Source organism: Streptomyces sp. CA-294286, from assembly GCF_050947155.1.
In the GTDB taxonomy this organism is placed as follows: Bacteria; Actinomycetota; Actinomycetes; order Streptomycetales; family Streptomycetaceae; genus Streptomyces.
In genome coordinates this window covers 3,087,501-3,109,599 of record NZ_CP192005.1, presented here as the reverse complement: position 1 = coordinate 3,109,599, position 22,099 = coordinate 3,087,501, and the positions used below count along the sequence as shown (strand labels likewise).

Here is a 22,099-nt window from a genome sequence, read left to right as displayed (position 1 = left end):
ACCGCCCCCGCTCCCCCGTAGCCCACTTGGGCGACGACACCGCCCCCGCTCCCCCGTAGCCCACTTGGGCGGCGGGGCCGCCCCCGGGGGCGGAACGGGCGGGCAAGGGGGCGGCCCCCCACCGGACGTGCACCCTCCGCCATACGCCCCGCCCCGCGCCGTACGCCCCACCCACACTCGCACCCGCACCCCCACCCCCACCCGCCACGCACCCCCACGCAAAAAGGACCCGCCCCAGGTCCACCCCAGGACGAGCCCTTCCGCACGGAAAAAACGAAACCCCTACCCGAACACCAACTGCACGGCCCACAGACTGACCGCCGCCACCCCCGCCGCCGCCGGCATCGTGATGAACCAGCCCATCACGATGTTCTTCGCGACGCCCCAGCGGACCGCCCGCGACCCCTTCGTCGACCCGACGCCCATGATCGCCGAGGTGATCACGTGCGTCGTCGAGATGGGCGCGTGGAACATGAACGAAGCGGTGTACATGACGGACGCCGCCGTCGTCTCCGCCGCGAACCCCTGCGGCGGGTCCAGCTCGATGATCCGCCGCCCCAGCGTCCGCATGATCCGCCAGCCACCGGCGTAGGTGCCCAGCGACAGCGTCACCGCACAAGCGATCTTGACCCAGATCGGAATGGCGTCGTCCTGACCCTCGACATCGGCGATCACGAGCGCCATCACCACGATGCCCATGGTCTTCTGCGCGTCCTGGAGCCCGTGCCCGAGCGCCATGCCGGCGGCCGAGACCGTCTGGGCGATGCGGAAGCCCCGCTTGGCCTTGTGCGGGTTCGACTTCCGGAACATCCACATGATCGCGATCATCACCAGGTAGCCGATGATCAGGCCCACGAACGGCGACAGGAACATCGGGATGATGACCTTGGACAGCACGCCGCCCCAGATCACCTCGGTCCCGCCCGCCAGCGCGGCGCCCACCATGCCGCCGAACAGCGCGTGGGACGACGAGGACGGCAGCCCGTAGTACCAGGTCACCATGTTCCAGACCACCGCGCCGACGAGCGCGGCGAACAGGATCGCCATGCCCTTCTGCCCGTGCGGGGTCTCGATGAGCCCCTCACTCACGGTCTTCGCGACGCCCTGCCCGAGGAAGGCGCCGGCGAGGTTCATGACCGCGGCCATCGCCAGCGCCGCCCGGGGGGTGAGCGCGCGCGTGGAGACCGACGTCGCGATGGCGTTCGCGGAGTCGTGGAAGCCGTTGGTGTACGTAAAACCGAGCGCGACAGTAATGGTCACGATCAGCGCAAAGGTGTCCACGAAGCTCAGGACTCCTTGACGGCGATGGTCTCCACCGTGTTCGCCACGTGCTCGAAAGCGTCGGCAGCCTCTTCCAGCACGTCCACGATCTGCTTGAGCTTCAGGACCTCCATGGCGTCGTACTTGCCGTTGAAGAGCTGGGCGAGCAGCTTGCGGTGGATCTGGTCGGCCTGGTTCTCCAGCCGGTTGACCTCGATCCAGTACTCGGTGAGGTTGGACATCGTCCGCAGACCGGGCATGGCCTCGGCGGTCAGCTCGGCCGCCCGTGCCAGTACCTCGATCTGCTGCTCGACGCCCTTCGGCAGCTCTTCCACCTGGTACAGGACGACCAGGTCGACTGCCTCCTCCATGAAGTCCATGATGTCGTCGAGCGACGACGCGAGGTTGTAGATGTCCTCGCGGTCGAACGGCGTGATGAAGGAGGAGTTGAGCTGGTGGAAGATCGCGTGAGTGGCGTCGTCACCCGCGTGCTCCGCTGCCCGCATCCGCTCCGCGATCTCGGCCCGGGCGGAGGAGTCCGCTCCCAGCAGTTCCATGAGGAGCTTGGAGCCCGTGACGATGTTGTCCGCGGATGCGGAGAACATGTCGTAGAAGCTCGTCTCCCGGGGGGTCAGACGAAAGCGCACGTGGGGTCCTCGGGGTGCATTGGATTCGGTCAGGGTGATGCTAGGCGCATCATCCGGCCACGGCTAACCGGCGTTCTTCAGTGTCGCCCATCGGGCAGAGTGGCGGGCAGGGACCCCCGCAAGGTGCGCAAAAGCGCCGTAGAATATACCCACGAGGGGTATAACCCCCTCTTCCACCCCTACCTCAGGAGGACGCGATGACGACCACCGAAGAGGCGGCCGGCGTGACCACGACGGACGCGCCCTCCCCGGCCCCGGCCGTCACCCACGGCTACCACAAGCAGAAGGACGAGCACCTCAAGCGCCTGCGTCGCATCGAGGGCCAGATCCGCGGCCTCCAGCGGCTCGTCGACGAGGACGTCTACTGCATCGACATACTCACCCAGGTCTCGGCGTCCACGAAGGCGCTCCAGTCCTTCGCCCTCCAGCTCCTGGAGGAACACCTGCGGCACTGCGTCGCGGACGCGGCCGTCAAGGGCGGTGCGGAGATCGACGAGAAGGTCGAGGAAGCCACCAAGGCCATCGCCAGACTCCTGCGCACCTGAGCCGCACCTCCAAGGCGCGGGCGCCTGGACCGCGACCAACCCCCTCCAAGGCGAACGGACACCCACGCGACGCACCCCCTCCCGGGGCGCGGGGAACCACGCGACCCTCCCGCGCCTCCACACCTCTCGCCCCCACCCCACGCCCGCACCCCCGCGCCTCTCGCCACCACCCCCACGTCGCGCCCCCGCACACCCGCACCTCTCGCCATCACCCCCGCGCGCACCCCCCGGCCCGCACACCCGCGGAGGGAAAACGGCCCCCGCCGCCCCCCTCCGCGCAGCCCCGACGACCGCCGCCTACTCGAAGTCCTTCGCCGCCCCCCTCAACACCTCGTCGATCCGATCCGAACTGAGCCGCTCCCCGTCCGCCGACGAAGCGGCGATCATCAACTCACCGCACAGTTCGATCTCGGCGAGGGCAACGCGGTCCTGAACGGCCGCACCACGCATCACAACCACCTGCATCACCTCTTCCCGACTCCGTCTGCCGCGGGCCGACTTCCTAGCGTAGGGAGCAGGACACACACCGCGCATGGCACGGACGGACCATTTCGCCCCCACCCGCCCTCGCCATGCGCCGGAGCACGCCGGGGCCACTCGGCAGGGGTCCCGCTCCCACGCGCCCCCCTGCCCCTACTGCCGGATCTTGCCCGCGTAGATGTCCTTCGCAGGCGGCAGGACGATCCGCACCGGCTTGCCGAACGCCTCCAGCGACGTCGTCGACGCCACCGCCACGTCCTTTCCCCCGTTCACGAAGCTGAACTGGTGCCGCACCTTCCGCACCCGCCCCAGATCGTCGAGGTACGCGTCGAACGGCACCGTCTTGCGGGAGAACCCCTTGGCCGCCGCCCCGAGCGCCCCGCGCAGCTGTGCCGGAGCCGTCCGGGCCGCACCGCCCAGCTCGACGGTCCCCCGGTAGTGCCTCAGCCCGCCGGCCCTTCCCACGTACGACACGTCCCGGGCACCCCGCAGCAGCTCCACGGCCGCACCGGGATCCGTGGCCCCGCCCGTCACCAGGTTCCCGTCGGCCAGCTCCGCCGTCTCGATCCGCACCCACTTGTCGGCGGGCACGCCCGCGCCGCGGTTCTTCATGTACAGCGACCCCGGCGCGAACACCTCCACCATCGGCCGGTGTTCCGGCTTCCCCGCCGGTCCCGTCGGCAGCAGCAGCACCAACTGCCCGGTCCGTCCGCGGAAGTCGTACGTGCCCTCGCCCCGGATGGTCACGCGGGTCCCGCCGGCCGCCATCTCCATGCCGGTCCGCACGTTCCCCGCCGTCCCCGACCGCACCACCACGTCCGCCGCGCGACGCACGGCCTCTGCCGGATCCCCACCGCCCCGGTGGTCCTCGGCGGCAGCCCCTTGCGCACCGGTGCACCCCGAGGCGGCCCCCACCAACCCCACCACGGCCGTGAGCGCGACCGCCCCGCCTCTCACCCTGCTGTCCATCCCGCCCTGCCTCGCCTGCCTCGGGAGTACGAGTCTCCTGCTCGCCCCGCACAACGAGCCCGTACGCCGCTTCGTCACGCCCCCGAGGCCCGCGCCCCGCAACTCCTGGCGCTCCCCAGTACCTTGGCCCCGTGCCTCCGAACCACCCGCCGGCCCCGGCCGGCCCCGAGTCCCACCGCACCACCACCACCGAACGCGGCTCCTTCTGCTACGCCCACTGCACGTGCGGCTGGCGCGGACCCTCACGGCGCAGCCGCGACAAGGCCCGGACCGATGCGTCGACCCACCCGCCCACCGCGCCCGACCACCACCCGTGAGCCCCTCGGACGCCGGGACGGCACACCCCCTCCCTCCAGGAGCCGCCATGCTCTCCCCGCTGCCCCGCCGCACCCTCCTCAGCACCGCCGGCGCCGCCACCCTGGCCACCCTCGCCACCGCCTGCCAGGGCGCCAGGCCGCCCACCCCGCCCGGCGGAAGCTCCCCGGCGCCGCGCCCCGCCCCCAGCGACGCCGTCACTCCATCGCCCACCCCCGCCCCCCGGGCCCGCGACCTGTCCGCCCTCGCCCGTTCCCTCGAAGGCCCCCTCGTCCGGCCGCAGGACCCCGCCTATCCCACCGCCCGACAGCTCTACAACCCCCGCTTCGACTCCCACCGCCCCGCCGCCGTCGCCTACGTCGCCCACGAGGCCGACATCCGTGAAGCCCTCGCGTACGCCCGTGCCACCCGCACCCCCGTCTCCATCCGCAACGGCGGCCACTCGTACACCGGCTGGTCCAGCGGCACGGACCGCCTGATCCTCGACGTCTCGAAGCTCGCCGCCCTCACCGCCGGCCCCGGCCCCTCCGCCACCATCGGCGCCGGCGCCAAACTCGTCGACGTCTACCGCACCCTCGCCACCGAGGCCGCCCGCACCATCCCCGCGGGCTCCTGCCCCACGGTCGGCATCTCCGGTCTCGTCCTCGGCGGCGGGCACGGCGTCGTATCCCGGGCGTACGGCCTGACCTGCGACAGCCTCACCGCGGCGACCCTGGTGACCGCCGACGGCAAGACCCTCCGCTGCACCGAGAAGCAGAACCCCGACCTCTTCTGGGCACTGCGCGGCGCCGGCGCGGGCCAGTTCGGCGTCGTCACCGAACTCCGTTTCCGCACCCATCCGACACCCGACACCGTCACCGGGTACCTCTCCTGGCCCTGGTCGAAGGCATCCGCCGTCCTCGGCGCGTGGCAGGAGTGGGGCCCGGACCAGCCGGACGAGATCTGGTCGTCCGCGCACGCCTCCGTCGGAGCGGCGGGCGGCAGTCCGACCTTCTCGGTCGCCCTGTTCTCCCTCGGCTCCCGCGCCGACCTCGCGAACGCCGTGGACCGCCTCGCCGACCGGGCGGGCTCGGCCCCCCGGTCGGTCAGTTTCCGCCCGCGCGGCTACCTGGAGGGGATGCTCCAGTACGCGGGATGCGCCGACTACTCCGAGGCGCAGTGCCGGCTGCCGGGCAGCACCCCGGGCCGCGACCCGCAGGGCGTCCTCAACCGGGAGACCTACGACTCCCGTTCGGACCTCTTCGCCCGCTCCCTCTCGCCCGCCGGGATCCGTACGCTCCTCACCGGCGTCGAGAACTTCAGCCGCGTCACCACCGCCCAGGGCGGCGGCGCGGCGACGGTCGCCCTGACCGCCCTCGGCGGCGCGGTGAACCGCGTGGCCCCGGACGCCACCGCCTTCGTCCACCGGAACATGCGGATGCTCGCCCAGTACACGGCCTCCTGGCGCCCGCAGACCCCGGGCACCGCCCAGCAGAAGTGGCTGACCGACACCCACGCCTCGATGCGCCGTCACGCCAGCGGCTCCGCGTACCAGAACTACCCGGACGCGACGCTCCCTGACTGGCGCCGCGCCTACTACGGCAGCGCGGCCGGACGGCTCACCGCGCTCAAGGCGCGCTACGACCCGACCCGGCTCTTCGACTTCCCCCAGGCACTGTGAACGAGGCCGGCTACGCCGCGAGGTCGTTGAAGCGCCCGTCGCCGTCCCGCCGCCGCGAGTCCGCCGCCGCGCGCGCCTGACCCGCCAACTCGACGGCCCGTCGCTCCGCGTCGTGCTCCCGCGCCTGCCGCGACCGTACGAGCGAGCGCGTGGCGCCCCAGCGGGAGAACGCGGCCACGACCGGGTTGAGAGCCATCATCGCGAGCGGTGCGAGCAGCAGGGTCACGGCCGTTCCGAGTGCGAAGCCGCCCACCACGTCGGTCGGGTAGTGCACCCCCATGTACACACGGCAGAAGCCCTCCGCGACGGCGAGGGCGATGCCCACCAGGCCCCACTTGCGGTCGGCCATGAACACCCCGACCGCGATGGCCATCGCGGCCGTGGAGTGGTCGCTCACGAAGGAGAAGTCCGTCTTGCCCTGCACGAGGACTTCGAGGCCCTTGTGGTCGAGGAAGGGGCGCGGTCGTTCCACGAAACCGCGGATCGGAATGTTGATCAGCAGCGCGATGCCTGCCGCGAGGGGTGCCCAGACGATCGCTGCCGCCGACGCCGCCGAGTCCTCGGCGGTGCCCCTGCTGCGTCCGCGCCACCAGCACCAGACGGCCACCAGCACGAGCCCGAGCATGATGCCGTACTCGCCGACGTACTCCATGACCCGGTCGACCCAGACCGGCGCATCGGCGGCGATCCCGTTGATGTCGTAGAGCAGGCTGACGTCGGGATTCGACGACCCGTCGATCTCCGGCCCGGCCATCACCGGCCCAGCCTTCAGCGGTCCAGCCATTACCGGTCCAGCCAGTCCAGCCATCTGCACGGCCCCTTGCCCTTGCTGTGTCGCAGTCGCTTCGCATCACCCGCCCGCACGCACGACGGTGTGCGCGTGGGCCCCTCACCCCCGTGACAGTTCTCTGTGTCCGTGTCGGTGCGGTTCCGTGTCTGTGCGGGTCAGCTGCCTGGTCGGTGCGACTGCCCCGTCCAGGGAACGCCCTGCGCCCCGCCCGGGTTCCACTCTCTACCGAAAGATCACCATGACGTTACCCAAGAGAGACTCATCGCCCCAGCTCAGGGCGGGCTCGTCACAGAGAGTTCCGGCCACATCCCACGCACCGTCAGCTTCCGTACGGCATCGGCCAGGGCTTCCTCATGCCTGCGGAGGCTTGGTCGGCAGCGCTTTCGCGCCATCCTCGGTCACTCGGGTGGCGCCGAAGTAGTCAGGTGTGTCGATCTTGTCGAACCGGATGACCGCTCCGGTGAACGGCGCGTTGATCATGTATCCGCCTCCCACGTAGATCCCCACGTGCCGGATCATGCGGGAATTGGTCAGGTCGTCCGAGAAGAAGACGAGGTCACCGGGCAACAGCTCGTCCCGCGACGGGTGCGGCCCGGCGTTGTACTGGTCGTTGGCGACGCGCGGCAGCTCGATGTCCACGGTCCGGTACGCCGCCTGGGTGAGCCCCGAGCAGTCGAACCGGCCGCCCTGCTCGGGGGTTCCGTTGCCGCCCCAGAGGTACGGAGTGCCCAGCTTCTTCTGCGCGTAGTAGATGGCGGCGGCGGCCTGCCGGGAGGGCGCCATCCGCCCGACGGGCTCGGCGAAGCTCTGCTCCAGGGAGCGGATGATCCTGACGTAGTTCTGCGTCTCCTTGTACGGAGGCACGCCCCCGTACTTGATGACGGCGTACGGGCCGGCGTTGTACGCCGCCAGCATGTTGTTCGTCGGGTCGCCGGGGGCCTTCTTCACGTACCCGGCGAGTGCGCAGTCGTACGAGGCGGCCGAGGGGATCGCGTCGGCCGGGTCCCACACGTCGCGGTCCCCGTCCCCGTCGCCGTCGATGCCGTGGGTGGCCCAGGTGCCGGGGATGAACTGGGCGATGCCCTGCGCCTTGGCGGGGCTCACGACCTTGGGGTTGAAGCCGCTCTCCTGGTAGAGCTGGGCGGCCAGCAGCGCCGGGTTGATGGCGGGGCACAGGTTGCCCCACTTCTGGACGAGCGGCTGGTAGAGCGCGGGCACGGCGCCCTTCGCCAGACCGACGGCCCGCCCTCCGGCGCCGCCCTGCCCCGCGATGCCCGCCGCGGCCGAAAACGTACCGACCACGAGCAGCGCGACGAAGGCCAGGAACATCCCGGTCCCGATCCCGCCGATCACCCAGACTTTGCGCACCCCACAACCCTCCCCCATCCGGCGCGGGTTCACAGCCCTTTCGGGGCCGAGCCCTTGAAGTCCGTACGGAGAGCCGTGCGCCACTCGGGTGCCCCGGCGCCCCCGGCCCGGCACGCACGGGGCCCCGGACATGGGAAAAAGGGTGTCCGAGTCCGCATGTGCGTACCGACCTGGACACCCTTCGTGGCCGACTATACGTTGCGACCAACTACCTGAAAAGGGCGATCAGTTGACACTCCGCACTCCGAGCGAGGGCACCCCCCGCCCCCGGCCGGAGTGACGGACAGCCCGCCCGCCTCCGAGGTCGACCGGCGTGACGGTCACTCAGAGTGCCCCCGAACGGCGGCACTCCGGCACCCGCCGGAGGTCAGCCCACCGCCGCCCTCCCGCCACCGTTCCGCGCCCGTCGACGCCCCAACAGAGCAAGGGTGTACAACGCCAGTCATTGCCCGGAGTCACGCTCCGTGATACACAGAGTGACGATACGGCTTTTCGCATACTTTCCGGTCTCCACCGCTCCGCTTCCGCAGGTCAGAGCACTGGTACCGGACTCCCGTGCGAAACCCGAGCAAAGAGAGCCGCCAAGTCGACATACCGGGGCGGTTTCATCAGGGAAGATAGGGCGATGCCCTCTGCCGTCCGGCAGGGGCGCGAACTAACCGACAGGGGCGGTGACTTAATGATCCTGGCAGCCGAAAAGGGCGACATCACCACCATCATCGGCGGAATCGCGCCGAACTGGGGCCCGTTCGGGAACCTCGGCACCGAAGCGAAGATCATGATCGAGGTCGTGATGGCCGTGGCCATCCTGCTCTGCCTCGGCATCGCGATCTGGGGTGCGGCAAAGCAGAGGATCGGCGCGACGGCACTGCGGGACACGTTCAGTGCCGAACAGGGCAAGGGGCTGATCGTCGCGGGGCTCACGGGCGTGTTCATCATCGGTTCGCTCGGAACCCTCTTCACCATCGTGTACGGAATGGCCGTCTAGCCACCTCTCCCCAGTCCTCACCGGGCGTGCCCGGCTCTCCCCCTGAGGTTGCGTTCTCTGATGACGAGTCACTGCACGGCGCTCACGCGGGAAGCAGCCCCGCTACCGTCTAACTGCTACGCATGCGAATGCGAGTGCGACTACGACGCGGGACTGCGAAAGGCTGAGGGGGCGTACGCGGCATGAGCCTCGGTGAGGACGACGGCCGGAGGGGGACGGACGACCCCTACACGACGATGGGCGGCACCCGCCAGACGCGCACCCGGATGCCGGACGGCGACGCGTCGCCGTTCCGCGGGAGAGGACCGCGGACGTCCCGCTCCATGATCACGGTGGTGGGGGTGGTGGTCCTGCTCGTCGCCGCCATCGCCTTCGCCAACCGTGGCCCGGCCAACGGCCCCGCGGACCAGGGCGGCACCCGGGGCGCACCTCCGGCATCGGACTCGACGGCGGCTACGGGGGAGAGGCCGGTGAGTGGCAGGGCCGGCGGCATTCCCTCAGGCTTCGCGCGAACGCAACAGGGCGCAGAGAGCGCGGCGGCCAACTACGCCTCGGTTCTGGGGTCCGACGGAATGTTCAATGCAGGCCGCCGTCGAGGCATCGTGCAAACGATCGCGGACCCCGGTGCGGTGGACAGGCTCCAGTCGGGGTTCGACGCCGACTACTCCGCGAACTTCCTCAAGCAGATCGGCCTCGACGAGAACGGCAGTGCGCCGACTGGCATGACCTTCGTCAACCGGACGGTGCCTTCGGGCACCAAGGCCACCAGCTACTCGGACGATGCCGCGAGCGTGGACGTCTGGTGCATGGGGTTGTTCGGGCTTGCCGGCGACCAGTCCACCAAGCCGGTGACGAGCGGCTGGTTCACCGTGAGCCTCAAGCTCAGATGGAGCGGCTCGGACTGGAAGGTCCTGGAAACCAGCCAGAAGCAGGGCCCCACTCCGCTCACCGCCGACAACCCCGCGTCCAAGTCCGAAGAGATCGCCGACGCGGTCACCGAGTTCGGAGGGTTCACGTATGCCCGGTAGCCCTCGACACCGCGTGCGTAACGTTGTCGGCGCTCTGGCTGCGCTCCAGACAGCTGCCGTCCTGCTGTCGGCGCGCGCCTTCGCAGCACCTACCCCCACACCGACGCCGTCGCCCGGCCAGAGCAACGATCCGTGCGAACTCATCGCTGGGCCGGCCCGGGAGTACTGCCAACGCGGCAGCCAGCCCGGCGCCTCCACCCCCCGAGCCCCCTCCCCCACCGACACCGACGCCTCCCTCGACCCCCTCACCTCCCTCGCCAAGGGCTGTGCCGACGCCGCCGCCTGGATCGTCGGCAAGCTCAGCGAGGCCGTGAAGTCGACGGCGAACGTGGACTTCACCAACCCCAAGTTCCTCCAGCAGTACGCCGTGGTCTTCGCCGCCTCCACAATCCTGACCCTCGTCCTGTGGCTGCTGGCCGTGGCGAAGCGGGCCATGCGCGGCGTCCCGCTGCCCACCGCCCTCTCCGAGGCGATCGGCTTCCTCTGGCTGACCGTCCTCGCCTCCGCCTTCACCCCGCTGATCCTCTACACGATCGTCTCGGCCACCGACGGCGTCACCAACGTCATCGCCGCCGCGTCCGGCGGCCAGACCGACGTCTTCTTCGGGTCGTTCGCCGAGGCCCTCCAGAAGCGGGACCAGATCGGCGGCGGACCGATCATGCTGATCGTCGTCGCCCTCGTCACGATCCTCGCCGCGGGCGTCCTGTGGCTGGAACTCGTCATCCGGGCCGCCCTCCTGTACGTCGGCGCGCTCCTGGGCACCGTCGTCTACGCGGGCCTGGTCGACAAGAACCTGTGGAACCACGTCCGCCGCTGGGCGGGCATCATGATCGCGGTCATCCTCGTCAAACCGGTCATCGTGATCGTTCTCGGCCTCGCCGGGGCGCTGTCCACCGGCGACGGACCGAACGCGTTCTCCGCCGTGGTCTCCGGCCTCGCGATCATCCTCCTGGCCATCTTCGCCTCGGCGATGATCTACCGCTTCGTGCCCGGCTTCGGCGACGACATCGCCGCCGCCAGCGCCAGCCGCAAGCAGGTCACCGACGGGGCCCGCGCGTCCGCCGTCCTCTCCTCCCCCGCGAACCTCGTCTCCCAGGGCATCAAGACCCACAGCAGCCGAGGCGGCGGAGGCAGCGCCCCCGCCCCCCGCCAGGCCGCCAACGCCAGCGGCGGAATCGCCGCCCACAGCGGCCGCGGCGGCGGTACGGGCAGCTCGCCGACCGGAAGCGGAACCGGAGGGACCTCCGGAGGAACGTCCAGCACCGGACCCATCCCCTCCGCCGCCCCCTCCGCCCGCAGCAACAGCACCCACAGCAACCGCGGTACCAGCAACACGGGCACCACCGGTGCCACCGGGGCCGGCCCCCACAGCCACCGCAAGAACACAGGAGGAGGTGGAGGGCGTTGACCACCCAGATCCACCCGCTCGCACCCCGCCGCACGTATCTCATCGGCCGGGCCCGGCCCAACGCGATCGTCGGCAAGAACCGCGAGACCGGCGAGATCGCCCTCATCATCGTGGGGGCCTTCCTCGGCATGATGTGCGGGCTCCTCGTCCCCTCCCTCTCCCTGCGCATCATGCTGCTCGTCGGCCTGCCGCTGCTGGCGCTGATGGCGGTGTACGTCCCCTACCGCCACCGCACGTTCTACAAGTGGTTCGAGATCAACCGGAGCTACAAGCGGAACCTCCGCAAGGGGACGACGTACCGTTCCAGCGCCATGGAGGCGGGCGTCAAGGCCGACGGCCGCGAGGTCGAGATCGGCCCGCCGCCCGGCATCGGCCGTATCAACTGGCTGGCCGCCCCCTTCGGCCCGGACGAGATCGCGGTGCTCCTGCACGCCGACCGGCGTACCGTCACCGCCGCCATCGAGATCGAGGGCCCCGGCGTCGGCCTGCGCGACAGCGAGGACCAGGAAGCCCTGGTGGACCGTTTCGGCACGCTCCTCAAGCACGTCGCGAACGGCGACGGGTTCGTCACCCGGCTCCAGATGCTGGCCCGTACCCTCCCCGCCGACCCCGACGCACACGCCAAGGACGTCAGCCAGCGCGGCGACCGCACGGCCCCCGGCTGGCTCCAGGAGTCCTACGACCAGCTCCAGTCGATGGTGTCCACCTCCAGCGAGCAGCACCGCGCGTACCTGGTCGCCTGCATGCACTACACGCGCGAACTCGCCGCCGAAGGCGCGGCCATGGCACGCGCCACCCGCCCCAAGGGCGCGAAGAAGCTCGACAAGGACTCGGGGCTCGCCATCGTCATGGCGCGCGAGCTCACCGACATCTGCGCACGCCTCGCCGAGGCCGACATCCGGGTACGCCAGCCCCTCGGCCAGGGCCGGCTGTCCTCCCTCGTCCACTCCATGTACGACCCGGACCACCCCATCGACCACATCCAGGCGATGACCAAGCGCAACGCCTGGCCGGCCGAGCTGGACGCGATGGAACCCACGTACCTCCAGGCCAAGACCCGCGAGTCGCTGACCCGCGAGCCGTGGTGCCACGCCACGGCGTGGGTGAAGGAATGGCCGATGACGCCCGTCGGCGTCAACTTCCTCGCCCCGCTCCTCGTCCACACCCCGGACGTGATCCGCACCGTCGCCGTCTGCATGGACCTCGAACCCACCGAGGTCGCCATCGAGCGGATGCTCACCGAGAAGACCAACGACGAGGCCGACGCCTCCCGTGCCGCCAAGATGAACCGCACCGTCGACCCCCGCGACATCGCCGCGCACGGCCGCCTCGACCAGCGCGGCGAAGACCTCGCGAGCGGAGCCGCGGGCGTCAACCTCGTCGGCTACATCACGGTGTCCTCCCGCAACCCCGAGGCCCTGGCCCGCGACAAGCGCACCATCCGTGCGTCGGCCGGCAAGTCGTACCTGAAGCTCGAATGGTGCGACCGCGAACACCACCGCGCCTTCGTCAACACCCTCCCCTTCGCCACCGGCATCCGTCGCTAACAGCACCCCCTGGACCCTGGAAGGGACAGACACATGCGAGACCCGCTGTCCGCCCTCACGGATGCCTTCACCAGCTTCCTCTTCGGCAAGGTCGAGACGACCCGCCTGCCCGTCCGCACCTCCACGGGCCAGGCCCAGGCCGTCTACCTCCCCACCGCGGCCCCTGGCCTCGGCGACTCGGGCGTGATCATCGGCCGCGAGGTCTACAGCGGCAAGGGCTACATCTACGACCCCTTCCAGCTGTACGGACAGCAGCTCCCCGCCCCCCACTGGCTCGTCCTCGGCGAGTCCGGCAACGGCAAGTCGGCGCTGGAGAAGACCTACGTCCTGCGACAGCTCCGCTTCAAGGACCGCCAGGTCGTCGTCCTGGACGCGCAGGGCGAGGACGGCGTCGGCGAATGGAACCTCATCGCCGAAGAGCTGGGAATAACTCCCATCCGCCTGGACCCGATGGCCGCCCTCAACCACGGCATCCGCCTCAACCCCCTCGACCCCTCCATCACCACCACCGGCCAGCTCGCCCTGCTGCGCACCATCATCGAAGTCGCCATGGGCCACGGCCTCGACGAACGCTCCGGCTTCGCCCTCAAGGTCGCCCACGCGTACGTCAACGCCACCATCAGCGACCGCCAGCCCGTCCTCACCGACATCGTCGAGCAGCTCCGCCACCCGAAGCCCGAGTCGGCGGAAGCCATGAACGTCGACATAGACGACGTCCGCGCGTGGGGGCTCGACGTCGCACTCGTCCTTGACCGACTGGTCGACGGCGACCTCCGCGGCATGTTCGACGGCCCCACCACCGTCGGCATCGACCTCGACGCGCCCCTGATCGTCTTCGACCTCTCCCACATCGACCGCAACTCCATCGCCATGCCGATCCTCATGGCGATCGTCGGCGTGTGGCTCGAACACACCTGGATCCGCCCGGACCGCGTGAAGCGCATCTTCCTGGTCGAAGAGGCATGGCACATCATCAACAGCCCCTTCGTCGCCCAGCTCTTCCAGCGCCTCCTCAAGTTCGGCCGACGCCTGGGCCTGTCCTTCGTCGCCGTCGTCCACCACCTCTCGGACGTCGTCGACGGAGCCGCCGCCCGCGAAGCGGCGGCCATCCTCAAGATGGCCTCCACACGCACCGTCTACGCCCAGAAGGCCGACGAGGCCCGCGCCACCGGCAAGGTGCTCGGCCTTCCCCGCTGGGCCGTCGAGATCATCCCCACCCTCACCCCCGGCATCGCGGTCTGGGACGTCAACGGCAACGTCCAGGTGGTCAAACACCTCATCACCGAAGCGGAACGCCCTTTGGTCTTCACCGACCGCGCCATGACCGAGTCCTCCGCCGATCCCACCCCCGAGGAGTCCTTCCTCAACGACGACGCCCGCGCCGCCGACTGGGAAGCCGAACAACGCGCCGCCCTGATCGAATCCCAGATGGCCGAAGTCGAATCCTCGGACGCCACGGTCGCCTGACATGCCCAGACGCCGCACCCGCTTCCTCAACCCCAAAGGGCGCTACGCCGCCGATCGACCACGCCCCACCGACGACGAGCACACCGCCCGGAATCCCGGCCCGCACAAGAACGCCGCCCGGGACCCCGGCGGGAGCGGGGACAACGGGGGCAACGGGCAAGGGTCCGGCGGGTACGAGGGCAACGGGCGGGGGCCCGTCGGACGCGAGGCCCACCGCCAGGACCCCGCCACGTACCAGGACAACGGACGAGCGCCCGCCGGGTACGGGGCCCGCCGCCAGGGCCCCGCCAGGTACCAAGACAACGCGCAAGCGCCCGCCGGATACGAGGCCCTCAGCCGGGACCCGGCCACGTACGAGGAACACCGCCAGGACCCCGCCGTGTACAAAAACACCGGTCAGAACTCCGGCGGACACGAAGGTCCCGGCCAAGCCCCCGGCCAAGATCCCGGGCACTACACCGACCACCCCGCCCCCCGGCCGCCGTCCCCTCAGCCGCCTTCTCCCCAGCCCTCCGCATCCCCACCCCCTGCGCACCGACCGCCCGCCCCGCACCGGCCCGCTCCACAGCGAGGGGTACCGGACAGCCTGCTGATCGGCGGCCTGGCCCTGCTCCTGAGCGCGACGGTCCTGACCTGGGCCGCGACCGGACTGGCCGGCCTCTTCGCCCACGGCTCCTGGCCCACCGGCGTGACCTTCTCGCACACCCCCACCGCACTGCGCCGGCTCGCCTCGGCCCCCACCGACCTGGCGACGGCCTGGCCGCAGACACCCGCCACCGAGCTCTCCGGCTACGGCCTGTTCTGGGGCCTGTTCATCGGCCAGCTCCTCACCCTGACAGTGCTCGCGATCTTCACCCTCACCACCCTCGCCCGCTGGCGGCTGGTCCGCGCCCACCGCCGCCACCTACGAACCCACGCCGCCCTCCCCCCACAAACGGCGGCCCCCCACACTCTCGACAATCGCGCGTGGCCGACGGAGTCGTCACACCCCCACGGTGGGCCCCCGCAGTCAGCGGGCCATCCCACCGCCGGTCCTTCGACCGCGCCACCGCCCTCCAGGGCCGCGGGAGAACCCCCCTGCGCGCACGACCCCAACTGCACGGCGACCCACGGGCAACGAGGCGGCCCCCCGCCGGACGCCGCCCCTCCCTCCCCACGCCGCGCCACCACCCCGTACACCCAGCACCCCCACCACACCCAAGCCCCCCACCCACACCACACCCCCACCCCCAGCCCCGGTCCCACCCCCGGTCCCGGTCCCGGCCTCCTCCTCGGCCCCCACCCCTCCCCGCACCCCGGTGCCCTCCAACGCATCCTCGAAGCCCCCGGCCCGGCCCTGGTCCTCTCCTCCTCGCCCAACCTGTGGCAAGAGACCAAGGATTCCCGCGCCAAACTCGGCCCCGTCCTCCTCTACGACCCCGAGCACCGCTGCGACACCCCCGCCCGGCTCCACTGGTCCCCCCTCTCCGGCTGCGAGGACGCCGCCACGGCCACCGCACGTGCTGCCGCCCTGCTCGCCCCGGTCCGCCCGCGGGCCCGTATGGACGCGGCCGTCGCCGACACCGCGGCGACCCTCCTCAGCAGCTGGCTGCACGCCGCCGCCGTCGCGGGCCACCCGGTCAAACAGGTCCACCGCTGGGCCAACGGCACGAGCCCCCACGAGGCCGTACGCATCCTCCGTACGCACCCCAAGGCGTCCTCCGGTGCCGCCGGCCTCCTGGAGTCCGCGCTCACCGCGTACCCGGAACGCCGGGAAATGGCGCAGGAGTTGACGGCCCGCGCGTTCGCCGCCCTCTCATCGGTCCACATCCGCGAATCCTGTACACCCAACCGAAGCGATTCGCTCACTTTGGAATCATTTGCGGACGAGAGGGGAACGCTCTACATGGTCGGTGAAGCAATCGAGGACCCCCGGACCCGCCGCGCCGGTCCGGGCGCGATGCCGTTGCTCACCGCCCTCGCCTCACACGTGGTCGAGCACGGCCGCCGCATGGCCGCACGGTCATCCGACGGTCGGCTCGACCCACCAATGACACTCGTCCTGGACGATGTCGCGGCCGTGGCTCCACTTCCCCGGCTCCCGGAACTTCTCACGTCCGGGCAGGACCAAGGCCTCCCGACCCTGGCCCTGCTCCGCTCACAGGAACAGTTCGACTCCCGCTGGCCACAGCGCCGTTGAGTCGTCCAGGGTGTACCCACCCACCCCCGCGACCCGGACGACACCCCCATTCCCGCACGCCTCCGAAGCCGGGAGAGTGACAGCTGTTCCCCCGGGAACACCGACTCGGCACCGACCAAAGAGGCCAGCATGCGCACCCGACACCACACCCTCGGCACCGCCGACACCCCTACCGCCACCGCCACCGCCGGCACGGTCGTCCTCACCCACGTCACCGCTCTGGACGGCACCACCTCACGCCCCCGGCACGACCACACGCTGGTCCTGCGCGACGGTCGCCTCATCGACGAAGGCCCGAGCGCCCAGCTCCGACCCCCGCCCGGCGCCCACGTCGTCGACCTCACCGGCAAGTACGTCATCCCGGGTCTGATCGAGTCGCACATCCACACCGTCGACGGCCAGGACGGCTACACCCCGCCCCTCTTTCCCCTCACCGGCGTCACCTCGGTCCGCGAGATGTGGGGCACGCCCCTCCAGCACGCCTGGCGCGAAAGGATCGAGGCAGGCACGTTACTCGGCCCCCGGTTCGTCATCGCCGGCCCGATCATCGACGGCCCGCCCTCGATCTGGGCCCACGACACCGGCCTGCCCGTCATCGAGGTGGCGGACGCCCGGTCCGCCCGCGCCGCCGTCCGCCGGGTCAAGCGCGAGGGCGCCGACTTCGTCAAGGTCTACTCCCGGCTCTCCCCCGAGGCGTACGCAGCCGTCGCCGACGAGTCGCGCGCCCAGGACATCCCGTTCGCGGGCCACTGCCCCGACACCCTCCCCATGGCCACGGCCGCCACCTCGGGCCAGCGCTCCATCGAGCACCTCCACGCGATGCTCCTCGCCACCTCCTCCCGCGAACGCGAGATCCGCGCAGGTCTGGCCGCAGTCCGCATCAACCCCGACGATCCCTCCAGCACCTCCCGCTACGACAGTTGGTTCCGGCAGGTGCACCCGCTGGAGTGGCAGGCGATGCGGTCCTACGACAAGGGCCGCGCCGACCGCCTCTTCGCCACGCTCGCCGAGAACGGCACGTACGTCGTCCCGACCCTCACCATCCACCGCGCCCTGGAGCGCACCGACGACCTCCCCACACCGGCCGACGAGTGGAAGTACGTCCCGGGTCACCAGGTCGAAACCTGGCCGCACACCTGGGAGGCCCTGGTCGGCTCCCGCACCCGCGAGGACTCTGCCCGCGTCCGCGAGATCTACGAGCACCGCCTGCGGCTGGTGGACGAGATGCACCGCGCGGGTGTCCGCCTCGTCGCCGGCACGGACACCGGTACCGGCTACTCGGTGCCCGGCTTCTCACTCCACGGCGAACTCGGCCTCCTCGCCGAGGCAGGCATTCCCGCCCAGCGGGTACTGCAGGCCGCCACCACGACCCCCGCCCAGCTGCTCCGGCTCCCGAAGGACCGCCTCGCAGACCTGGTCGTCCTCGACGCGGACCCGCTCGTGGACATCACCCACACCCGCCGCATCCACGCGGTCGTCAACGCCGGCCGCTACATCGACCCGCACGAACGCACAGACCTCCTCGCCGACGTGGCCAGGGCGGCCGCCGCCGCCCCACCGGCCGCCGAACCGCCGGCACCGGCAACCGGCCCCGGCTGCGCCTGCAACTCCGCCTACTGATCCCGCCTGTTGCACAGCACGCCGGTCGCCTATCCGGACCCCGGCCTCCGCACCGCCATTTCGATCTCCCGCTCGTCCACGCGGTCACCGGCCATCGGGACGGTGACCCCGGTCCGCTCGAACCCGAGTTTCCTGTACAGCCCCTCGGCCCGCGCGTTTCGCTCGTGCACGAACAACCGCACCCGCTGGACCCGCGGCTCCTCCACCGCCCACGACCACGCGACGCCGGCCCGGAACAACGCGTCGGCCAGCCCTGCGCCACGCGCTTCGGACCGTACGAAGACGCCCACCACGTGCGTCTGGTCCATCACGGCCGGGTCGGAGAACGCGGATGCGCTCCCCCGGCCCTCCACCAGGACGCTCACCGTCCCGTCCCAGCTCCCGTCGGGCGCCTCGGCCACGAACTGCGCCACGGCAGCCCCCTCCGCAGCACCGGCTGCCCGCTCCCGCCAGAACGCGTCGGGCCTGGCCGACGCGTCCTCGTACGTTTCCAGGAAGGCGATCGGGGCGGCGGGATCCTGCAACGCGGCCAGCCGGAGATCCCGAACCTGCTGCCATTCATCGGCACGTACACGACGTATGAGGTGTTCCATGGTCCGATCCTGATCGCCCCCGGCCACCCGGGCAAGGCGATTGTTGAATCGTCCCGTGAACGCAGAAAAGCCCCGTACCGGTATCCCCGGCACGGGGCTCTTCGCAATAATTGTTCGGCGGCGTCCTACTCTCCCACAGGGTCCCCCCTGCAGTACCATCGGCGCGGAAAGGCTTAGCTTCCGGGTTCGGAATGTAACCGGGCGTTTCCCTAACGCTATGACCACCGAAACACTATGAAACACTGAACACCTGGCTGTAAACACAGGACTGTTCGTTATTTCAGAACTAACACAGTGGACGCGAGCAACTGAGGACAAGCCCTCGGCCTATTAGTACCAGTCAGCTCCACCCGTTACCGGGCTTCCACATCTGGCCTATCAACCCAGTCGTCTACTGGGAGCCTTAACCCCTCAAAGGGGGTGGGAATACTCATCTCGAAGCAGGCTTCCCGCTTAGATGCTTTCAGCGGTTATCCTTTCCGAACGTAGCCAACCAGCCATGCCCTTGGCAGGACAACTGGCACACCAGAGGTTCGTCCGTCCCGGTCCTCTCGTACTAGGGACAGCCCTTCTCAATATTCCTACGCGCACAGAGGATAGGGACCGAACTGTCTCACGACGTTCTAAACCCAGCTCGCGTACCGCTTTAATGGGCGAACAGCCCAACCCTTGGGACCGACTCCAGCCCCAGGATGCGACGAGCCGACATCGAGGTGCCAAACCATCCCGTCGATATGGACTCTTGGGGAAGATCAGCCTGTTATCCCCGGGGTACCTTTTATCCGTTGAGCGACAGCGCTTCCACAAGCCACTGCCGGATCACTAGTCCCGACTTTCGTCCCTGCTCGACCCGTCGGTCTCACAGTCAAGCTCCCTTGTGCACTTACACTCAACACCTGATTGCCAACCAGGCTGAGGGAACCTTTGGGCGCCTCCGTTACTCTTTAGGAGGCAACCGCCCCAGTTAAACTACCCATCAGACACTGTCCCTGATCCGGATCACGGACCGAGGTTAGACATCCAGCACGACCAGAGTGGTATTTCAACGGCGACTCCACCATGACTGGCGTCACAGCTTCACAGTCTCCCACCTATCCTACACAAGCCGAACCGAACACCAATATCAAACTGTAGTAAAGGTCCCGGGGTCTTTCCGTCCTTCTGCGCGAAACGAGCATCTTTACTCGTAGTGCAATTTCACCGGGCCTATGGTTGAGACAGTCGAGAAGTCGTTACGCCATTCGTGCAGGTCGGAACTTACCCGACAAGGAATTTCGCTACCTTAGGATGGTTATAGTTACCACCGCCGTTTACTGGCGCTTAAGTTCTCAGCTTCGCACACCCGAAAGTGCACTAACCGGTCCCCTTAACGTTCCAGCACCGGGCAGGCGTCAGTCCGTATACATCGCCTTACGGCTTCGCACGGACCTGTGTTTTTAGTAAACAGTCGCTTCTCGCTGGTCTCTGCGGCCACCCCCAGCTCACCGTGTAAAACGGATCACCAGTGATGGCCCCCTTCTCCCGAAGTTACGGGGGCATTTTGCCGAGTTCCTTAACCATAGTTCACCCGAACGCCTCGGTATTCTCTACCTGACCACCTGAGTCGGTTTAGGGTACGGGCCGCCATGAAACTCGCTAGAGGCTTTTCTCGACAGCATAGGATCATCCACTTCACCACAATCGGCTCGGCATCAGGTCTCAGCCTCAATGTGTGACGGATTTGCCTATCACACGGCCTACACCCTTACCCCGGGACTACCACCGCCCGGGCTGGACTACCTTCCTGCGTCACCCCATCGCTTACCTAGTACAGATCTGGGTCGCCGGCTCCACCACTTTCCTTTCCCCGAAGGGTCCGGAACGGCTTCACGGGCATAGCATCGTCTGATTCAGTATTGGGCGTTTCAAAGCGGGTACCGGAATATCAACCGGTTGTCCATCGACTACGCCTGTCGGCCTCGCCTTAGGTCCCGACTTACCCTGGGCAGATCAGCTTGACCCAGGAACCCTTAGTCAATCGGCGCACACGTTTCTCACGTGTGTATCGCTACTCATGCCTGCATTCTCACTCGTGAACCGTCCACAACTCGCTTCCGCGGCTGCTTCACCCGGCACACGACGCTCCCCTACCCATCCCAGCCCCCGTTGGGGGTATGTGCTGGAATGACACGACTTCGGCGGTACGCTTGAGCCCCGCTACATTGTCGGCGCGGAATCACTTGACCAGTGAGCTATTACGCACTCTTTCAAGGGTGGCTGCTTCTAAGCCAACCTCCTGGTTGTCTCTGCGACTCCACATCCTTTCCCACTTAGCGTACGCTTAGGGGCCTTAGTCGATGCTCTGGGCTGTTTCCCTCTCGACCATGGAGCTTATCCCCCACAGTCTCACTGCCGTGCTCTCACTTACCGGCATTCGGAGTTTGGCTAAGGTCAGTAACCCGGTAGGGCCCATCGCCTATCCAGTGCTCTACCTCCGGCAAGAAACACACGACGCTGCACCTAAATGCATTTCGGGGAGAACCAGCTATCACGGAGTTTGATTGGCCTTTCACCCCTAACCACAGGTCATCCCCCAGGTTTTCAACCCTGGTGGGTTCGGTCCTCCACGACCTCTTACAGCCGCTTCAACCTGCCCATGGCTAGATCACTCCGCTTCGGGTCTAGAGCGTGCAACTCAATCGCCCTGTTCGGACTCGCTTTCGCTACGGCTTCCCCACACGGGTTAACCTCGCTACACACCGCTAACTCGCAGGCTCATTCTTCAAAAGGCACGCAGTCACGACGCATTGAGTAAACTCAATGCGCGACGCTCCCACGGCTTGTAGGCACACGGTTTCAGGTACTATTTCACTCCGCTCCCGCGGTACTTTTCACCATTCCCTCACGGTACTATCCGCTATCGGTCACCAGGGAATATTTAGGCTTAACGGGTGGTCCCGCCAGATTCACACGGGATTTCTCGGGCCCCGTGCTACTTGGGTGTCTCTTAAACGAGCCGTTGATGTTTCAGCTACGGGGGTCTTACCCTCTACGCCGGACCTTTCGCATGTCCTTCGCCTACACCAACGGTTTCTGACTCGTCCTGTCGCCGGCAGACGACAGAAAAGAGATCCCTCAACCCCGCATGCGCAACCCCTGCCGGGTATCACACGCATACGGTTTGGCCTCATCCGGTTTCGCTCGCCACTACTCCCGGAATCACGGTTGTTTTCTCTTCCTGCGGGTACTGAGATGT

The 22,099-nt window shown here is 68.8% G+C and carries 17 protein-coding genes and 2 rRNA genes (1 of these 19 running past the window's edge); 10 read left to right on the top strand and 9 right to left on the bottom strand.

From position 1 onward, the window contains the following. Positions 1 to 282: 282 nt before the first annotated feature. Positions 283 to 1,281, bottom strand: coding sequence for an anion permease (locus ACQPZG_RS18565; RefSeq protein ID WP_433546851.1), 999 nt, complete (start codon positions 1,279 to 1,281; stop codon positions 283 to 285). Positions 1,282 to 1,286: 5 nt separating this feature from the next. Further along, positions 1,287 to 1,907, bottom strand: a complete 621-nt coding sequence (locus tag ACQPZG_RS18560; protein ID WP_433546850.1) for a DUF47 domain-containing protein — start codon at positions 1,905 to 1,907, stop codon at positions 1,287 to 1,289. A gap of 197 nt (positions 1,908 to 2,104) precedes the next feature. On the opposite strand from ACQPZG_RS18560, the gene ACQPZG_RS18555 reads away from it, so the two are divergent. Then, the gene (locus ACQPZG_RS18555; protein ID WP_433546849.1) at positions 2,105 to 2,452 is read left to right on the top strand and encodes a metal-sensitive transcriptional regulator; all 348 of its coding nucleotides are present in this window, start codon (positions 2,105 to 2,107) and stop codon (positions 2,450 to 2,452) included. 297 nt (positions 2,453 to 2,749) lie between these two features. Here the strand turns inward: ACQPZG_RS18555 and ACQPZG_RS18550 are convergent, their stop codons facing one another. Beyond that, positions 2,750 to 2,920 (bottom strand): hypothetical protein, encoded by a 171-nt coding sequence (locus ACQPZG_RS18550; RefSeq protein WP_433549641.1) that lies wholly within the window; start codon positions 2,918 to 2,920, stop codon positions 2,750 to 2,752. A 165-nt stretch (positions 2,921 to 3,085) separates the two neighbouring features. Further along, positions 3,086 to 3,901 (bottom strand): hypothetical protein, encoded by an 816-nt coding sequence (locus tag ACQPZG_RS18545; RefSeq protein WP_433546848.1) that lies wholly within the window; start codon positions 3,899 to 3,901, stop codon positions 3,086 to 3,088. Positions 3,902 to 4,032: 131 nt separating this feature from the next. Between ACQPZG_RS18545 and ACQPZG_RS18540 the strand changes: the two genes are divergently transcribed. Both ACQPZG_RS18540 and ACQPZG_RS18535 read left to right on the top strand, forming a co-directional pair. Then, entirely contained in the window at positions 4,033 to 4,218 is a 186-nt protein-coding gene (locus tag ACQPZG_RS18540; protein WP_433546847.1) for a hypothetical protein, read from the top strand. A gap of 47 nt (positions 4,219 to 4,265) precedes the next feature. After that, positions 4,266 to 5,876 (top strand): FAD-binding oxidoreductase, encoded by a 1,611-nt coding sequence (locus ACQPZG_RS18535; RefSeq protein WP_433546846.1) that lies wholly within the window; start codon positions 4,266 to 4,268, stop codon positions 5,874 to 5,876. 10 nt (positions 5,877 to 5,886) lie between these two features. Here the strand turns inward: ACQPZG_RS18535 and ACQPZG_RS18530 are convergent, their stop codons facing one another. Together ACQPZG_RS18530 and ACQPZG_RS18525 are read right to left on the bottom strand one after the other, a co-directional pair. Next, the gene (locus tag ACQPZG_RS18530; RefSeq protein WP_433549456.1) at positions 5,887 to 6,630 is read right to left on the bottom strand and encodes a phosphatase PAP2 family protein; all 744 of its coding nucleotides are present in this window, start codon (positions 6,628 to 6,630) and stop codon (positions 5,887 to 5,889) included. Positions 6,631 to 7,017: 387 nt separating this feature from the next. Further along, complete coding sequence (locus ACQPZG_RS18525; RefSeq protein ID WP_433546845.1) at positions 7,018 to 8,052, bottom strand: NlpC/P60 family protein; 1,035 nt, start codon at positions 8,050 to 8,052, stop codon at positions 7,018 to 7,020. Positions 8,053 to 8,713: 661 nt separating this feature from the next. Between ACQPZG_RS18525 and ACQPZG_RS18520 the strand changes: the two genes are divergently transcribed. From ACQPZG_RS18520 to ACQPZG_RS18490, 7 genes are all read left to right on the top strand, one after another. After that, complete coding sequence (locus ACQPZG_RS18520) at positions 8,714 to 9,022, top strand: hypothetical protein (protein ID WP_185029525.1); 309 nt, start codon at positions 8,714 to 8,716, stop codon at positions 9,020 to 9,022. A gap of 182 nt (positions 9,023 to 9,204) precedes the next feature. Continuing rightward, positions 9,205 to 10,050, top strand: a complete 846-nt coding sequence (locus ACQPZG_RS18515) for a hypothetical protein (RefSeq protein ID WP_433546844.1) — start codon at positions 9,205 to 9,207, stop codon at positions 10,048 to 10,050. Continuing rightward, the gene (locus tag ACQPZG_RS18510; RefSeq protein ID WP_433546843.1) at positions 10,040 to 11,458 is read left to right on the top strand and encodes a hypothetical protein; all 1,419 of its coding nucleotides are present in this window, start codon (positions 10,040 to 10,042) and stop codon (positions 11,456 to 11,458) included. The genes ACQPZG_RS18515 and ACQPZG_RS18510 overlap by 11 nt, the downstream gene beginning before the upstream one ends. Beyond that, positions 11,455 to 13,005 carry an SCO6880 family protein gene (locus ACQPZG_RS18505; protein ID WP_185029528.1) on the top strand — a complete coding sequence of 517 codons (1,551 nt, stop codon included), beginning with the start codon at positions 11,455 to 11,457 and terminating at the stop codon, positions 13,003 to 13,005. Before ACQPZG_RS18510 ends, ACQPZG_RS18505 begins: the two co-directional genes overlap by 4 nt. Before the next feature lie 33 nt (positions 13,006 to 13,038). Continuing rightward, entirely contained in the window at positions 13,039 to 14,472 is a 1,434-nt protein-coding gene (locus tag ACQPZG_RS18500; RefSeq protein ID WP_433546842.1) for an ATP-binding protein, read from the top strand. Position 14,473: 1 nt separating this feature from the next. Then, complete coding sequence (locus ACQPZG_RS18495; protein ID WP_433546841.1) at positions 14,474 to 16,651, top strand: type VI secretion protein; 2,178 nt, start codon at positions 14,474 to 14,476, stop codon at positions 16,649 to 16,651. 129 nt (positions 16,652 to 16,780) lie between these two features. Next, positions 16,781 to 18,271: an amidohydrolase family protein gene (locus ACQPZG_RS18490; RefSeq protein ID WP_433546840.1), complete on the top strand. Its 1,491-nt coding sequence runs from the start codon at positions 16,781 to 16,783 to the stop codon at positions 18,269 to 18,271. A 29-nt stretch (positions 18,272 to 18,300) separates the two neighbouring features. Here ACQPZG_RS18490 and ACQPZG_RS18485 read toward each other — a convergent pair whose 3' ends face one another. The 3 genes from ACQPZG_RS18485 to ACQPZG_RS18475 all read right to left on the bottom strand — a co-directional run. Continuing rightward, positions 18,301 to 18,864 (bottom strand): N-acetyltransferase family protein, encoded by a 564-nt coding sequence (locus ACQPZG_RS18485; RefSeq protein ID WP_433546839.1) that lies wholly within the window; start codon positions 18,862 to 18,864, stop codon positions 18,301 to 18,303. Positions 18,865 to 18,976: 112 nt separating this feature from the next. Continuing rightward, positions 18,977 to 19,093: ribosomal RNA gene (gene rrf / locus ACQPZG_RS18480) — 5S ribosomal RNA — on the bottom strand. An 81-nt stretch (positions 19,094 to 19,174) separates the two neighbouring features. Beyond that, positions 19,175 to 22,099: ribosomal RNA gene (locus tag ACQPZG_RS18475) — 23S ribosomal RNA — on the bottom strand; it runs 199 nt beyond the window's last position.

What these genes read in the sequence shown, in the direction of transcription:
- ACQPZG_RS18555 (WP_433546849.1), top strand. Translation starts at nt 2,105, where the DNA reads ATGACGACCACCGAAGAGGCGGCCGGCGTGACCACGACGGACGCGCCC.
- ACQPZG_RS18545 (WP_433546848.1), bottom strand. Translation starts at nt 3,901, where the DNA reads ATGGACAGCAGGGTGAGAGGCGGGGCGGTCGCGCTCACGGCCGTGGTG.
- ACQPZG_RS18535 (WP_433546846.1), top strand. Translation starts at nt 4,266, where the DNA reads ATGCTCTCCCCGCTGCCCCGCCGCACCCTCCTCAGCACCGCCGGCGCC.
- ACQPZG_RS18530 (WP_433549456.1), bottom strand. Translation starts at nt 6,630, where the DNA reads ATGGCCGGGCCGGAGATCGACGGGTCGTCGAATCCCGACGTCAGCCTG.
- ACQPZG_RS18525 (WP_433546845.1), bottom strand. Translation starts at nt 8,052, where the DNA reads ATGGGGGAGGGTTGTGGGGTGCGCAAAGTCTGGGTGATCGGCGGGATC.
- ACQPZG_RS18520 (WP_185029525.1), top strand. Translation starts at nt 8,714, where the DNA reads ATGATCCTGGCAGCCGAAAAGGGCGACATCACCACCATCATCGGCGGA.
- ACQPZG_RS18515 (WP_433546844.1), top strand. Translation starts at nt 9,205, where the DNA reads ATGAGCCTCGGTGAGGACGACGGCCGGAGGGGGACGGACGACCCCTAC.
- ACQPZG_RS18510 (WP_433546843.1), top strand. Translation starts at nt 10,040, where the DNA reads ATGCCCGGTAGCCCTCGACACCGCGTGCGTAACGTTGTCGGCGCTCTG.
- ACQPZG_RS18500 (WP_433546842.1), top strand. Translation starts at nt 13,039, where the DNA reads ATGCGAGACCCGCTGTCCGCCCTCACGGATGCCTTCACCAGCTTCCTC.
- ACQPZG_RS18495 (WP_433546841.1), top strand. Translation starts at nt 14,474, where the DNA reads ATGCCCAGACGCCGCACCCGCTTCCTCAACCCCAAAGGGCGCTACGCC.
- ACQPZG_RS18490 (WP_433546840.1), top strand. Translation starts at nt 16,781, where the DNA reads ATGCGCACCCGACACCACACCCTCGGCACCGCCGACACCCCTACCGCC.
- ACQPZG_RS18485 (WP_433546839.1), bottom strand. Translation starts at nt 18,864, where the DNA reads ATGGAACACCTCATACGTCGTGTACGTGCCGATGAATGGCAGCAGGTT.